Origin of the sequence: Pseudomonas sp. P9_35 (assembly GCF_034008205.1) — a bacterium.
GTDB lineage: Bacteria > Pseudomonadota > Gammaproteobacteria > Pseudomonadales > Pseudomonadaceae > Aquipseudomonas > Aquipseudomonas kilonensis.
This window is the reverse complement of sequence record NZ_CP125373.1, coordinates 2,312,492-2,327,638: the sequence shown is the minus strand read 5'-3', so window position 1 is coordinate 2,327,638 and position 15,147 is coordinate 2,312,492. Positions and strand designations below refer to the sequence as shown.

Below are 15,147 nucleotides of genomic sequence, written 5' to 3'. Positions count from 1 at the left end.
GCCAGCGACGCCAAAGCGTAGCGGAACCAAATTGAATCAGAATGAGTCAGGTTAAATATGACCACAACGACTAGAGGCTAGATGTTATCGGTCTAAAGTCTGGCTGGAAACGCAACTGCGTTTCTGATTGAGTGGAGGTGTCGCCATGAACCTACAAGGAGTGTCATGGCTCGGTCACCTGGCGACATTAAAGTAGGCACACAACCTGATGAGGAGACAGGCCATGTCCTTGCAACACAGCAGCGACGACAAGATTCAAGTAATCCGCACGCAACCGGACCAGTCTCTGGGCTGCTCGTTCATCGATGCCCAAGGGCGCGAAGTACCGATCACCGAAGACATGATCCAGAAAGCCTGCAGCGAGCTGGAAAAACGACTGGTCAAGCCTGCCGAACAAAAGTGATACAGCCCGTCTTCAATTGGACCCGACCTTGATGTCGGGTTTTTTATGCCTGCTGATTGCACAAGCTTCTGTGGCGAGGGAGCTTGCTCCCGCTGGGTTGCGCTGTAGGAGCTGTCGAGCGAAGCGAGGCTGCGATCTTTCCATTGGCGCTTGAGTTCCAAGTGAAAGATCAAAAGATCGCAGGCTTCGCCAGCTCCTACACCGCCGAGCGGGAGCAAGCTCCCTCGCCACAAGAGCGGTGATCAAATAACAGTGGCGCCCAATGCCGTCACGATCTGTTGCAAGGCCGCCGACTGCCCTTCGATACGAACCTTCAAGCTGTCGATTTCCCGCCGTGGCGGATAATGCTTGCGCAAGGCGTCGAACGCGCTGCGTTGCTCGCTGACGCTGCCCACCAGGCTGCGGCGAAAGTTCGCGTCGTCACCACGGGGGTCATACACGCTCCGGCACAACGCCGCCAAGGCCCAGGCCGGGTCGGTTGCGGCATCCAGGGTGATGCCACCCAGCCAAGGCCGAGGCAACAGGTCGCTGAGGCTGACTTCAACCGGCCGCTCCAGGAAAGCGCACAAGGCCTGGTAGATCTGGGCGGTGCCGCGCTGACGGCCATCGAGGCTGTAACCGGCAATGTGCGGGGTCGCGATCACGCACAAATCGGCCAGGTCCACATCCACGGTGGGTTCCTGCTCCCAGACATCCAACACCGCTTGCAGGTCTTCGCGTTCCAGCAACACTTCGCGTAGCGCGGCGTTATCGATCACCGGGCCGCGGGCCGCGTTGATCAGCCAGGTCCCGGGCTTGAGCTGGTTCAGGCGTGCCTCGTCGAACAGGTGCCAGGTCGGTTGCTCACCGTCGCGGGTCAACGGTGTGTGCAGGCTGATCACATCGCACTGCTCGATGATCTGCTCCAGGCTCACATAGTCGCCCCCCTCGGCGGCCTGACGCGGCGGATCGCAGACCTTCACGGTCCAGCCCAGCCCCTTGAGCACCTCGATCAACCGCCCGCCCACCTGGCCTGCGCCGACCACGCCGAAGGTTCGTTGCTCGAGTTGCGCACCTTCGATTTCTGCCAGGGTCATCAGGCTGCCCAGCACGTAGTCCACCACGCCACGGGCATTGCAGCCCGGCGCGCTGGCCCAGCGGATACCGGCTTCGGCGAAATAATCCAGGTCCAGGTGATCGGTGCCGATGGTGCAGGTGCCGACGAAGCGCACCTTGCTGCCTTCCAGCAGAGCCCGATTGACCTGGCTGACCGAACGCACCAGCAGCACGTCGGCTTGCTCGACCATCGTCCGGTCGATCCCCCGGCCCGGTACCCGGCGGATTTCGCCGAATCCTTGGAAAAATGCATCAAGCAGGGGGATGTTTTCGTCGGCGACGATCAGCATGGCAGAGCTCCTTTGGCGGGAGGCGCAGTGTAGGCGTTCCTCGCCTCGATGGGCCAGCGCATTACCTCAGTGAACTAAATTGTGGCGAGGGAGCTTGCTCCCGCTGGCCTGCGAAGCGGGCCCAAAGTGCAGGCGACTGCTGCGCAGTCGAGCGGGAGCAAGCTCCCTCGCCACAACAGCATTTGCACGACTGAGCGAACGATTACAAATCCACAACACAGGATTTTTCCTGACCACTGCGTCAAAGCGTAGAATTCGCCGCCTTGCGCTTAACCTTTTCGGACGCTTTCCCTGTGAACCCTGTCATCGATACCCCCACCACCCTCTCCCGCCCGGCCCGCGTTCGCCTGGAACTCAGGACCTTGCTGGCCCTGGCCTTGCCGATCATGGTGGCGCAACTGGCAACCACCGCCATGGGGTTTGTCGATGCGGTGATGGCCGGTCGGGTTGGCCCGCGAGACCTGGCGGCCGTGGCCCTGGGCAATTCGATCTGGGTGCCGGTGTTCCTGTTGATGACCGGCACATTGCTGGCGACCACGCCGAAAGTTGCCCAGCGCTTCGGTGCCGGTACGTTCGACGAGATCGGCCCGCTGGTGCGCCAGGCGCTGTGGCTGGCATTGGTGGTGGGGTTGATCGCCTCACTGGCGCTGTTCAGCGCCGAACCGATCCTGCACATCATGAAAGTCGACCCTGAACTGATTGGCCCATGCATGGAATACCTGCGCGGCATCGGCACGGGCCTGCCGGCGGTGGCGCTGTATCACGTACTGCGCTGCTTCAGCGATGGCCTGGGTCGCACGCGGCCGGCGATGGTGCTGGGGTTATGTGGGCTAGCGCTGAACATTCCGCTCAATTACATCTTTATCTACGGGCACCTGGGCGTGCCCGCCATGGGCGGCGTCGGTTGTGGCTGGGCCACGGCCATCGTGATGTGGGTCATGGCCCTGGGCATGGCCGGTTGGGCGCGCTGGGCACCGGCCTATCAGTCGAGCCGGCTGTTCAGCCGTTTCGACTGGCCGCAATGGGCGGTGATCAAGCGCCTGCTGGGCATCGGCCTGCCGATTGGCATTGCGGTGTTCGCCGAGTCGAGTATTTTCGCGGTGATTGCGCTGCTGATCGGCAGCCTCGGCGCCACCGTGGTGGCCGGGCACCAGATCGCGCTGAACTTCAGTTCCCTGGTGTTCATGATCCCCTACTCCCTGGGCATGGCCGTCACGGTGCGGGTCGGCCAGGCCCTGGGCCGTCGTCAGCCGCGCGAAGCGCGCTTCGCCGCCGGGGTGGGCATGGGCACGGCCCTGGCGTACGCCTGCCTGTCGGCGAGCCTGATGTTCGCGCTACGCGGGCCCATCGCGGCGATCTATACCGCCGATCCGGTGGTGATCAACGTGGCGTCGATGCTGATCGTCTACGCGGCGCTGTTCCAGTTTTCCGATGCGATCCAGGTCACGGCGGCAGGTGCGTTGCGCGGCTTCCAGGACACCCGGGTGACGATGATCCTGACCCTGTTCGCCTATTGGGGCATCGGCCTGCCGGTGGGTTACGCCCTGGGCCTGACCGACTGGCTCGGTGCCGCCAGCGGCCCGAGCGGATTGTGGCAAGGCCTGATCGTGGGCTTGAGCTGCGCGGCGCTGATGCTGTCGATCCGCCTGGCACGCAGCGCGCGCAAGCAGATCCGCCTCAGCCGCTCGACGGATTAAGCGAGTTTCTTGCGAATCCAGTAGAGGTAAGTGCCCGCTTCCTCCTGCTGGGCCACCAGTTCGTGGTCCAGGAACACACAAAACTTGGGGATGTCGCGGCGAGTCGAGGGGTCGGTGGCGATCACTTTCAGCAGCCCGCCGGGGACCAGGTCGCGGATGTGCTGGTGCAGCATCATCACCGGTTCCGGGCAATTGAGACCCGTGGCATCCAGCGTGCCGTCCACCGGCGTATCGTTCATTTCACTCATGTTCTACTCCTGAAACTGGCCGGCATTGTCGCGCAATGTCGGCGTTCGGTCACCCCTGGCTTAACGCCGCACCCTGTGGGAGCGAGCTTGCTCGCGATAGCGGTGGGTCAGCTTGCATCAATGTTGAATGTGCCGGCGCCATCGCGAGCAAGCTCGCTCCCACAGGGGGTCTCATTGTCCTTAGGGGATTAGCGAGACTTGGGCTTTTTGGTGTCCAACCGCCGCAGGTGGCACGTCACTTCCTCGCGGTCGTGGTACAGCTGCTTGCAACCGATCTCAACCTTGATCCCCCGAGCCTTGAACCCCTCGGCGATACGTTCGAGCAGGCGCTTGACCTCGGCATAACGCTGTTTCATCGGCAGCTTGAGGTTGACCACGGCCTCGCGGCAATGCCCTTCGCCAATCCACTCCTCCAGCATCGCCGCGTTGCGTGCCGGCTTCTCGACGATATCGCAGACCATCCAGTCCACCGGCTGCTTGGGCTTGAACGTGAAGCCGTCCGCCATCAGATGCTGCACCAGGCCGGTGTCCATCAGGCTTTCGGCCATCGGGCCATTGTCGATGGCGGTCACCAGCATGCCCCGGTTGACCAGTTGCCAGGTCCAGCCGCCCGGCGCGGCGCCGAGGTCCACGCCGGTCATGTCGCTGTGCAGGCGCTCGTCCCACTGGTCCCGGGGAATGAAATGGTGCCAGGCCTCTTCAAGCTTGAGGGTGGAACGGCTCGGCGCTTCCCGGGGAAACTTCAGGCGGGGAATGCCCATGGGCCACATCGCCGAGTTATCGGATTCGGCCAGGCCCAGGAACACTTCGCGGCCACTCTTGAAGGTCAGCAGCAGGCGCGGCTTGCGCGGGTCGTCCACCAGCTTGCCGGCGCCAATCAGCGCCTTGCGCAAGGGGCCTTCGAATTTTTTGCAAAAGTTCGACAGTTCCTTGCCGTCGTTGGTATCCACCACTTCCAGCCACAGGCTGCCACAGGTCGGGAAAGCGGCCATGTGGGCCAGGATGACGCTGATGCGATCGGTTTCCGGCAAATCGATGAAAGTACCGCGCGCCCACTGACGCGGAAAAATCAGTTCGGCGAAACGCTGGCCGCCCATCAGCCGCTCGGCGCCGCCGTCTTCGGTGCAGACAAATTCAGCGCAGGCACTGGCCGGTTTGGCCTTGGCGTAGCCGGCCACGTTGAGTCGGGCCGCGTGCTCGGCGATCTCGGAACAGACCTCGCCTTCGAAGCCCGGCCGGCAGTGCATGAAAAGCGTGTTCATTGAAACTCCGTAGCAAAGCCTGTCACGAAAACCGCCGCATGATAGCGGAGTTCGGAACCGCGAACCTGCCCATAGAGTCCAGTGATTAGTCATACGCTCAAAACAGGGCTAGGTTAAAGGCTCTGTCCGTTCCGTCAGTCCGTAGCCGTGCGGACTCAAAGGAGTGATTTCAATGCCGTCCCTCGATAGCCTGAAGACCCTTAAAACACTGCAAGTCGACGCCAGGACCTACCACTACTTCAGCCTGCCGGATGCCGCCCGAAGCCTGGGCGACCTGGACAAACTGCCCATGTCGTTGAAGGTACTGCTGGAAAACCTGCTGCGTTGGGAAGATGAAAAAACCGTCACCGGCACCGACCTCAAGGCCCTGGCCGGGTGGCTCAAGGAGCGCCGCTCCGACCGCGAGATTCAATACCGCCCCGCGCGGGTGTTGATGCAAGACTTCACCGGCGTCCCCGCCGTGGTCGACCTGGCCGCCATGCGTGCCGCCGTGGAAAAGGCCGGCGGCGATCCCCAGCGGATCAACCCGCTGTCGCCGGTGGACCTGGTGATCGACCACTCGGTGATGGTGGACAAATTCGCCAGCAGCCAGGCGTTCGAGCAGAACGTCGACATCGAAATGCAGCGCAACGGCGAACGCTACGCCTTCCTGCGTTGGGGCCAGAGCGCTTTCGACAACTTCAGCGTGGTGCCGCCGGGCACTGGCATCTGCCATCAGGTCAACCTCGAATACCTGGGCCGCACCGTGTGGACCAAAGAGGAAGACGGTCGCACCTACGCGTTCCCCGACACGCTGGTGGGCACTGACTCCCACACCACCATGATCAACGGCCTCGGCGTACTGGGCTGGGGCGTCGGCGGGATCGAGGCGGAAGCGGCCATGCTCGGCCAACCGGTGTCGATGCTGATTCCCGAGGTCATCGGCTTCAAACTCATCGGCAAGCTGCGCGAAGGCATCACCGCCACCGACCTGGTGCTGACCGTCACGCAGATGCTGCGCAAGAAAGGCGTGGTGGGCAAGTTCGTCGAGTTCTATGGCGACGGTCTGGCCGACCTGCCCTTGGCCGACCGCGCCACCATCGCCAACATGGCCCCGGAATACGGCGCCACCTGCGGTTTCTTCCCGGTGGACGATGTGACCCTGGACTACTTGCGCCTGTCGGGACGCCCAGCGGAAACGGTGAAATTGGTCGAGGCCTATTGCAAGGCCCAAGGCCTGTGGCGCTTGCCCGGCCAGGAACCGGTGTTCACCGACACCCTGGAGCTGGACATGGGCAGCGTCGAGGCCAGCCTCGCCGGACCGAAACGCCCGCAGGACCGGGTTTCGCTGCCGAATGTCGGCCAGGCTTTCAGCGACTTCCTGGGGTTGCAGGTCAAACCCACCAGCAAAGAAGAAGGTCGCCTGGAAAGTGAAGGTGGCGGTGGCGTCGCGGTGGGCAATGCCGATCAGGTGGGCGAAGCCGAATACCAATACGAAGGCCACACCCATCGCCTGAAAAACGGCGCGGTGGTGATTGCCGCCATTACTTCGTGCACCAACACCTCCAACCCCAGCGTGATGATGGCCGCCGGGCTGCTGGCCAAAAAAGCCGTGGAAAAGGGCCTGACCCGCAAGCCGTGGGTCAAGAGTTCCCTGGCCCCGGGCTCCAAGGTGGTCACCGACTACTACAGGGCGGCCGGCCTGACCGAGTACCTGGATAAACTCGGTTTCGACTTGGTGGGCTATGGTTGCACCACCTGTATCGGCAACTCCGGACCGTTGCCAGAGCCCATCGAAAAAGCCATCCAGAAAGCCGACTTGACGGTGGCTTCGGTCTTGTCGGGCAACCGCAACTTCGAAGGCCGGGTGCACCCACTGGTGAAGACCAACTGGCTGGCTTCACCGCCGCTGGTGGTCGCCTATGCCCTGGCCGGCACCGTGCGCATCGACATCAGCAGCGAGCCGCTGGGCAACGACCGGGACGGCAAACCGGTATACCTGCGGGACATCTGGCCCAGCAGCCAGGAAGTGGCCGCCGCCGTAGCCCAGGTCAACACCAGCATGTTCCACAAGGAATACGCCGCCGTGTTTGCCGGTGACGAGCAATGGCAAGCCATCGAAGTGCCGCAGGCGGCGACTTACGTCTGGCAGGACGACTCGACCTACATCCAGCACCCGCCGTTCTTCGACGACATCGACGGGCCGCCACCGGCCGTCAAGAACGTCGTGGGTGCACGTGTCCTGGCCCTGTTGGGAGACTCGGTGACCACCGACCACATCTCCCCGGCCGGCAACATCAAGGCGGACAGCCCGGCCGGTCGCTACCTGCGTGAACAAGGCGTGGAGCCGCGAGACTTCAACTCCTACGGTTCCAGGCGTGGCAACCACCAGGTGATGATGCGCGGCACCTTCGCCAATATCCGCATTCGCAACGAAATGCTCGACGGCGAAGAAGGTGGCAACACGATCTACATCCCCAGTGGCGAACGAATGCCGATCTACGACGCCGCCATGCTGTACCAGGCCGCAGGCACGCCGCTGGTGGTGATCGCCGGCCAGGAATATGGCACCGGATCGAGCCGGGACTGGGCAGCGAAGGGCACGAACCTGCTGGGGGTCAAGGCGGTGATCGCCGAAAGCTTCGAGCGCATCCATCGCTCCAACCTGGTGGGCATGGGTGTGCTGCCGTTGCAGTTCAAGCTCGACCAGAACCGCAAGAGCCTGAACCTTGCGGGCAAGGAAACCCTGGACATCCTCGGGCTCAATGACGTCGAACTGACGCCGCGCATGAACCTGTCCCTGGTCATTACCCGCGAGGACGGCAGCCAGGAGCGAATCGAAGTGCTGTGCCGGATCGATACCTTGAATGAAGTGGAATATTTCAAGGCCGGCGGGATCCTTCACTATGTGTTGCGGCAATTGATTGCCGGCTAAAGATCAGCCCCCTGTGGGAGCGAGCTCGCTCGCGATAGCGGTAGAACAGCCAACATCGATGTTGACTGACAAGCCCCTATCGCGAGCAAGCTCGCTCCCACAGGTTCTGCGGCTTACTGACCGTTATTAGCGTTTTAACAGGCGGCGTCTTTGCACGAGCCTGCCTATAATCCCGTCGGCACTCACGGAACCGAGTCAGCCAACGGCTTGCCCCTCCTACGCATGAACCTGCATGGATACAAAACGTGTTCTTTGCGCGACCTGGCAGCGTCATAGACGCGGCGGCCACTTTCGCCCAAAGCTCTACCGTCTAAAAGGATGTTATATGCCCGCTTTACCTTGGCCCTATCTGGCCATGCTCGCCATCGGCTATGGCCTGGCCCTGGCCTACGGCCAGTTGGCCTGGACCGCCCTCATCTCAGTCGCGCTATTGCTGTTCGCCGGGTATGCCGTTCGCCAGCAACCCATGCCAATCGGCCGGTTTCTCGGTCACATTCTATTTGTGGTAATGGCCCTGGCGCTGGCCTTGCATTGGATGCCCGGCTTCTTCAATGGCCGGGCGATCCCCGCGCAACGCTTGACCGACGACGCCGCGCCATTTGCCATGTACTTCAACCAGGACAAGCCCCTGATCGGATTCTGGCTGCTGCTGGCCTGCCCCTGGATCGTCGGCCGGCGCTCATTTCGCCTGTCGGTCTATGCCACGGCCCTGGGGCTGGCGCTGAGCGCGGTGCTGGCCCTCGGCGGGGCGATGCTGCTGGGCATGATCCATTGGGCACCAAAATGGCCGGATCACGCCTGGTTGTGGGTGCTCAATAATCTTTTATTGGTGACGCTCGTGGAGGAAGCGCTGTTTCGTGGCTACATTCAGGGAGGCTTGAGCCGGCGCTTCAAACACCTGGGCTACGGCGACAACCTGGCGCTGCTCCTGACCTCGCTGCTGTTCGGCGTGGTACACGCTGGCGCAGGTTGGCAATGGGTGCTGTTGTCGGGCCTGGCGGGGGTCGGCTACGGCCTGGCGTATCGTTTTGGCGGCCTGGGCGCGGCGATTGCTACGCATTTTCTCCTCAATCTGCTTCATTTCGCCCTATTTACCTACCCGATGCTGGCGTGATAGCGACAGGCAAAAATAACTTCAATTAAAACCTGACACCGCCGACAACCTTTCATAGCCTTTCAAAGTCTTGCGGATCAACACACATGCGTAACAACCAACCCGTCACACAACGCGAAAGGACCTTCCCGGCCCAGCAACGATTGATTTCGACCACCGACGCCAAGGGCGTGATCACCTACTGCAACGACGCGTTCGTTGACATCAGCGGGTATTCGAAGGAAGAACTGATTCGTTCGCCGCACAATCTCGTGCGCCATCCCGACGTCCCATCCGCGGTGTTCGCACACATGTGGGGTACGCTGAAACAAGGCTTGCCATGGATGGGCATCGTCAAGAACCGCAGCAAGAACGGCGACCATTACTGGGTCAATGCCTATGTCACGCCCGTGTTCGAGGGCAATCAGGTGGTCGGCTACGAATCGGTGCGGGTCAAGCCCTCCGCCGAACAGATCGCTCGGGCCGAAGCGCTTTATCAACGCATCAACCAAGGCAAGTCCGCGGTTCCGGGCAGCGACAAATGGGTGCCCATGCTGCAGGACTGGCTACCGTTTATCCTGGTCAGCCAGTTGAGTTTCGTCGTCGGCGCGTTCCTGGATTCCTCCTGGGGCTTTGCCCTGGCGGCCGTGCTGTCGGTGCCCTTGGGGCTGATGGGCCTGCAATGGCAGCAACGCGGGATCAAGCGCCTGCTGCGCCTGGCCGAGCAAACCACGTCCGACCCACTGATCGCCCGGATGTACACCGACAGCCGTGGCGTCCAGGCACGCCTGGAGATGTCGATCCTCAGCCAGGAAGCACGCCTGAAAACCTGCCTGACCCGCCTGCAGGACACCGCCGAGCACCTTAACGACCAGGCTCGCCAGTCCAATACCCTGGCTCATAGCAGTTCCAGTGGCCTGGAGCGCCAGCGGGTGGAGACCGAACAGGTCGCTACGGCCGTCAACCAGATGGCGGCAACAACCCAGGAAGTCGCCAGCCACGTGCAGCGCACCGCCGATGCCACCCAGGAAGCCAACCGCCTGACCAGCCGCGGCCGCGACATCGCCGGCGAAACCCGCGAAGCCATCGAGCGCCTGTCGGTGGTGGTCGGCGAGACCGGGCAGACCGTGACCCAGCTGGCCAAGGACAGCGACGAGATCGGTGGCGTGGTAGACGTGATCAAAGGCATCGCCGACCAGACCAACCTGCTGGCCCTCAACGCCGCCATCGAAGCGGCCCGTGCCGGGGAGATGGGCCGTGGCTTTGCCGTGGTGGCTGACGAAGTGCGGCAACTGGCACAACGCACCAGCGAATCCACTGGGCAGATCCACGCCCTGATCGCCAAGCTCCAGCAGACCGCCACCAACGCCGTGCAGACCATGGACGCCGGCCATCGCCAGGCCGAAGAAGGCGTGGCGCGGGTCATGGAAGCGGACGAGGCACTGGTGGGGATCAGCGAAGCGGTGGCCCACATCACCGACATGACCACCCAGATCGCCGCCGCCACCGAGGAGCAAAGCTCAGTGGCCGAGGAGATCAGCCGCAACATCAGCAATATCTCGGAGCTGGCCGACCAGACCTCTGGCCAGGCTCACAGCTCGGCACTGCTGAGTGAAGAGCTGACCCGCACGGCCAATACGCAGTATTCGTTGGTAGAGCGGTTTAACCGCTGATCGTTGCTTGATACAGAAAACCCGGATAGCGAAAGCTTCCGGGTTTTTTGTTGCCTGATAGATCGCTATCGCGAGCAAGCTCGCTCCCACAGGGGTTGGGGTCGCTCATTCAAATGCATTCCACTGTGGGAGCGAGCTTGCTCGCGAAGAGGCCAGGACAGACGCCATCAATCCTGAAGAAACGCCGCCACCTTTCCCGCAGCAGCCTCCAGATGCTGCTCATGACTAAACCCCGAAGCCTTCAACGGCTTCAAATCATGATCCCCCGCCGCCAGCCACATCACTTCAATATCCGGTGACAAGGCATACCCCTGCACCGCCTCCCGATTGCCTAACGCATCGCGCTCGCCCTGGACGATCAAGGTCCGGGTCTTCAACGCCGCCAGATGCTCGACCCGCGGTTTCTCCGGCTTGCCCACCGCGTAGAAGGGATACCCCAGGCACACCAGCGCATCGGCGCCCAGTTCATCGGCCAGCAGGCTCGCCATGCGCCCGCCCATGGATTTGCCCCCCACCGCCAGCCGCCCAGCGACATAAGGCCGCACCGTGGCGTACACCTCACGCCAGCATTCCAGCAACTTAGGCGCCGGGTTGGGTGGACGCTTGCCCCCGTCCTGGCGCCGCTGGGCCATGTAGGGAAACTCGAAGCGCAATACGTTGACGCCCTGCCCGGCAAGGCGCGCGGCCATTTGCGCCATAAAGCCACTGTCCATTGGCGCACCGGCACCATGGGCCAGGATCAGGGTTGGCGCCCTGGCGCTGGCGACCGATTGCCCGGCTGTCCATAACCAGCCGTGTTCGGCCACACATCGCGCCCATTGATCCCCGTCAATACTGGCCTTGTGCTGTTTGTCCATGCTGACCTCGCTTTTAGTCTGCCTATAACTCCAGGCGAAGAACGCTGCACTGCCTTGCGCAGGCGCCACTTCGGCTGAACCGTGGATGGGGAACCATGAACACTTCTATCAGTACCGCCTACAACTACAAGGTGGTCCGCCAATTCGCCATTATGACGGTGGTGTGGGGCATCGTCGGCATGGGGCTCGGGGTTTTTCTCGCCGCCCAATTGGTCTGGCCACAACTCAACTTCGATTTGCCATGGACCAGCTTCGGCCGCCTGCGCCCACTGCACACCAACGCAGTGATCTTTGCCTTCGGCGGGTGCGCGTTGTTTGCGAGTTCGTTTTATTCCGTGCAACGCACCTGCCAGACGCAGCTGTTCGCGCCGAAAATCGCCGCGTTCTGCTTCTGGGGCTGGCAACTGGTGATCCTGCTGGCGGCCATCAGCCTGCCACTGGGCTACACCAGTTCCAAGGAATACGCCGAGCTGGAATGGCCGATCGACATCCTGATCACCATCGTCTGGGTTGCCTACGCGATTGTGTTCTTCGGCACCGTGGCCAAGCGCAACACCAAGCACATCTACGTCGGTAACTGGTTCTTCGGCGGGTTCATCCTGACCGTGGCGATCCTGCACATCGTCAACAACCTGGAACTGCCGGTGAGCTTCACCAAATCCTACTCGGTGTACGCCGGGGCCACGGACGCGATGGTGCAATGGTGGTACGGCCACAACGCCGTAGGCTTCTTCCTCACCGCAGGCTTCCTGGGGATGATGTACTACTTCGTGCCGAAGCAGGCCGAGCGCCCGGTGTATTCCTATCGCTTGTCCATCGTGCACTTCTGGGCACTGATCACCCTGTACATCTGGGCCGGCCCTCACCACTTGCACTACACCGCGCTGCCGGACTGGGCACAGTCCCTGGGCATGGTGATGTCGCTGATCCTGCTGGCGCCAAGCTGGGGCGGCATGATCAACGGCATGATGACGCTGTCGGGGGCCTGGCATAAGCTGCGCAGCGACCCGATCCTGCGGTTCCTGGTGGTGTCCCTGGCGTTCTACGGCATGTCGACCTTCGAAGGTCCGATGATGGCGATCAAGACCGTCAACGCCCTCTCCCACTACACCGACTGGACCATCGGCCACGTCCATGCCGGCGCGCTCGGCTGGGTGGCGATGATTTCCATCGGTGCGCTGTACCACATGATCCCGAAAGTCTTCGGCCGGCCACAGATGCACAGCATCGGCCTGATCAACGCGCACTTCTGGCTCGCGACCATCGGCACCGTGCTCTACATCGCCTCGATGTGGGTCAACGGCATCGCCCAGGGCCTGATGTGGCGTGCGGTGAACGAAGACGGCACGCTCACCTACTCCTTCGTCGAAACCCTGGTGGCCAGCCACCCAGGCTTCGTCGTGCGGCTGGCGGGCGGGTCGATCTTCCTCCTCGGCATGCTGCTGATGGCCTACAACTCCTGGCGCACCGTGCGGGCCTACCAGCCTGCCGAAGCCGCCGCTGCCGCGCAGATGGCCTGAGGAGTCCACCATGAAACACGAAACAATCGAAAAAAACGTCGGCCTGCTGATGCTGCTGATGGTCCTGGCCGTGAGCATTGGTGGCCTGACCCAGATCGTGCCGCTGTTCTTCCAGGACGTGACCAATAAACCGGTGGACGGCATGAAGCCCTACACCGCCCTGCAACTGGAAGGCCGTGATATCTACATTCGTGAAGGCTGCGTCGGCTGTCACTCGCAGATGATCCGTCCATTCCGCGCCGAGACCGAGCGCTACGGCCACTACTCCGTCGCCGGCGAAAGCGTCTGGGACCACCCATTCCTGTGGGGCTCCAAGCGCACCGGGCCGGACCTGGCACGGGTCGGCGCGCGCTACTCCGATGATTGGCACCGCGCCCACCTGTACAACCCGCGCAACGTCGTGCCCGAGTCGAAAATGCCGGCCTACCCGTGGCTGGTGACCCAGGCGGTAGACAGCAGCCACACCGAAGGCAAGCTGCGCGCCATGCGCACCCTGGGCGTGCCGTACACCGACGACGACATCACGAGCAGCGTGGCCTCGCTCAAGGGCAAGACCGAAATGGACGCGCTGGTGGCCTACCTGCAAGTGCTCGGCACTGCCATCAAGAGCAAGAGGTGAGCCATGGTTCTTGAAATGAGTACTGGAATGATCCGCGGCCTGGGCACGGTCGTGGTGTTCATCGCCTTCATCGGCCTGACCCTGTGGGTATTCAGCAGCAAACGTCGTCCAGAGTTCGCCGAAGCGCGCCTGCTGCCGTTCGCCGACGAGCCAGCTGCCGACATCGCCACCCCCCAAGACCCTGCAACAAGGAGCACCCGGCCATGACCACCTTCTGGAGTACGTGGATCTGCGTACTGACCATCGGCAGCCTCATCGGCCTGACGTGGTTGCTGATCGGCACTCGCAAGGGCGAGACCAAGGGCAGCGTCGACCAGACCATGGGCCACAGCTTCGACGGCATCGAGGAGTACGACAACCCGCTGCCGCAGTGGTGGTTCCTGTTGTTCGCCGGCACCCTGGTGTTTTCCGTCGGCTACCTGGTCCTCTATCCGGGCCTGGGCAACTGGAAAGGCATCCTGCCAGGCTACGAGAACGGCTGGACCGGCGCCCATGAATGGGAAAAGGAAATGGCCAAGGCCGATGCCAAGTTCGGACCGATCTTCGCCAAATTCGCCGCCATGCCCGTGGAGGAAGTAGCCAAGGACCCACAGGCCTTGAAGATGGGTGGCCGCCTGTTCGCCTCCAACTGCTCGGTCTGCCATGGTTCGGACGCCAAGGGTGCCTTCGGCTTCCCGAACCTGGCCGACAGCAACTGGCGCTGGGGCGGCGCTGCCGACACCATCAAGACCACCATCATGGGCGGCCGCATGGCGGCGATGCCGGCCTGGGGCGAAGTGCTGGGAGAGGTCGGGGTCAAGAATGTGGCCGCGTACGTACGCCACGACTTGGCCGGCCTGCCTCTGCCGGCGGACAGCGGTGCCGACCTGCAAGCCGGCCAGCAAGCCTTCAGCACCACCTGTGTCGCCTGCCACGGCGCCAACGGCCAGGGAACCGAAGCCATGGGCGCGCCGAACCTGACGCAACCGGCCGGCTTCATCTACGGCACCAGCCTGGCACAGTTGCAGCAGACCATTCGCCATGGTCGCCAGGGCCACATGCCAGCGCAGAATGAGTTGCTGGGCAATGACAAGGTGCAACTGCTGGCCGCCTACGTCTACAGCCTGTCCCACGCCGCCGGTGCCGAGCGCCTGCAAGCCGAACACAAAAGCGAATAAATCTTGACCGCGTGAACAGCCGCATCCGTCTGGATGCGGCTGCTCCGTGTCCCTGCGCGACGCATTGTCGCACCCTCCCATAGTCTTTCTTTCGGTTCCCCGGAATCGGGTCTAAGCTTGCCTTTGCGTGCGCTGGCGACTGCCGGTTTCAGGTCGACCCGACCCGATGCGTTCGACAATCGTTCGTCAAAAAGGCCGCAAAGGCAGGTGAATACCGGCTGTTGCGACAGTTGCCTGGCATCACCCGAACGCCGTGTTTGAACACACCCCGTTACAACCGACCTGACCCCCTCGCCTCATTCCTTCGTTGCGACATTTT

13 protein-coding genes are annotated in these 15,147 nt (G+C 62.5%); 9 read left to right on the top strand and 4 right to left on the bottom strand.

Features of this window, described 5'->3' with window-relative positions; genetic code table 11:
• Positions 1-223 precede the first annotated feature (223 nt).
• Positions 224-403 carry a PA1571 family protein gene (locus QMK47_RS10360; protein WP_003199629.1) on the top strand — a complete coding sequence of 60 codons (180 nt, stop codon included), beginning with the start codon at positions 224-226 and terminating at the stop codon, positions 401-403.
• A gap of 242 nt (positions 404-645) precedes the next feature.
• Here QMK47_RS10360 and pdxB read toward each other — a convergent pair whose 3' ends face one another.
• Positions 646-1,788 (bottom strand): 4-phosphoerythronate dehydrogenase PdxB, encoded by a 1,143-nt coding sequence (pdxB, locus tag QMK47_RS10355; RefSeq protein WP_253472910.1) that lies wholly within the window; start codon positions 1,786-1,788, stop codon positions 646-648.
• Positions 1,789-2,081: 293 nt separating this feature from the next.
• Here pdxB and QMK47_RS10350 point away from each other — a divergent pair, with 293 nt between their 5' ends.
• Positions 2,082-3,485, top strand: coding sequence for an MATE family efflux transporter (locus tag QMK47_RS10350; protein ID WP_320390133.1), 1,404 nt, complete (start codon positions 2,082-2,084; stop codon positions 3,483-3,485).
• On the opposite strand, the gene tusA is transcribed toward QMK47_RS10350, so the two are convergent.
• A complete protein-coding gene (gene tusA, locus QMK47_RS10345) occupies positions 3,482-3,733 on the bottom strand; it encodes a sulfurtransferase TusA (protein WP_014339369.1) in 252 nt (83 codons plus the stop codon). The two genes, QMK47_RS10350 and tusA, sit on opposite strands and share 4 nt — an antisense overlap.
• Positions 3,734-3,921: 188 nt before the next feature.
• A complete protein-coding gene (gene rlmM / locus QMK47_RS10340; RefSeq protein ID WP_253472907.1) occupies positions 3,922-4,995 on the bottom strand; it encodes a 23S rRNA (cytidine(2498)-2'-O)-methyltransferase RlmM in 1,074 nt (357 codons plus the stop codon).
• Positions 4,996-5,167: 172 nt separating this feature from the next.
• On the opposite strand from rlmM, the gene acnA reads away from it, so the two are divergent.
• The 3 genes from acnA (at position 5,168) to QMK47_RS10325 (ending at position 10,675) form a co-directional block, all read left to right on the top strand.
• Entirely contained in the window at positions 5,168-7,909 is a 2,742-nt protein-coding gene (gene acnA / locus QMK47_RS10335; protein WP_253472890.1) for an aconitate hydratase AcnA, read from the top strand.
• 325 nt (positions 7,910-8,234) lie between these two features.
• Complete coding sequence (locus tag QMK47_RS10330) at positions 8,235-9,023, top strand: CPBP family intramembrane glutamic endopeptidase (protein ID WP_253472887.1); 789 nt, start codon at positions 8,235-8,237, stop codon at positions 9,021-9,023.
• An 86-nt stretch (positions 9,024-9,109) separates the two neighbouring features.
• On the top strand, positions 9,110-10,675 hold the full coding sequence (locus tag QMK47_RS10325; RefSeq protein ID WP_253472884.1) for a methyl-accepting chemotaxis protein: 1,566 nt from the start codon (positions 9,110-9,112) through the stop codon (positions 10,673-10,675).
• A 167-nt stretch (positions 10,676-10,842) separates the two neighbouring features.
• On the opposite strand, the gene QMK47_RS10320 is transcribed toward QMK47_RS10325, so the two are convergent.
• A complete protein-coding gene (locus QMK47_RS10320; protein WP_320390132.1) occupies positions 10,843-11,532 on the bottom strand; it encodes an alpha/beta family hydrolase in 690 nt (229 codons plus the stop codon).
• A gap of 95 nt (positions 11,533-11,627) precedes the next feature.
• Between QMK47_RS10320 and ccoN the strand changes: the two genes are divergently transcribed.
• The 4 genes from ccoN to ccoP are packed head-to-tail and all read left to right on the top strand — an operon-like array spanning position 11,628 to position 14,828.
• Entirely contained in the window at positions 11,628-13,052 is a 1,425-nt protein-coding gene (gene ccoN, locus QMK47_RS10315; RefSeq protein WP_320390131.1) for a cytochrome-c oxidase, cbb3-type subunit I, read from the top strand.
• A 10-nt stretch (positions 13,053-13,062) separates the two neighbouring features.
• Complete coding sequence (gene ccoO / locus QMK47_RS10310; RefSeq protein WP_320390130.1) at positions 13,063-13,671, top strand: cytochrome-c oxidase, cbb3-type subunit II; 609 nt, start codon at positions 13,063-13,065, stop codon at positions 13,669-13,671.
• A gap of 3 nt (positions 13,672-13,674) precedes the next feature.
• On the top strand, positions 13,675-13,878 hold the full coding sequence (locus tag QMK47_RS10305; protein ID WP_253472878.1) for a cbb3-type cytochrome oxidase subunit 3: 204 nt from the start codon (positions 13,675-13,677) through the stop codon (positions 13,876-13,878).
• Positions 13,875-14,828 carry a cytochrome-c oxidase, cbb3-type subunit III gene (ccoP, locus tag QMK47_RS10300; protein WP_320390129.1) on the top strand — a complete coding sequence of 318 codons (954 nt, stop codon included), beginning with the start codon at positions 13,875-13,877 and terminating at the stop codon, positions 14,826-14,828. The genes QMK47_RS10305 and ccoP overlap by 4 nt, the downstream gene beginning before the upstream one ends.
• Positions 14,829-15,147 lie beyond the last annotated feature (319 nt).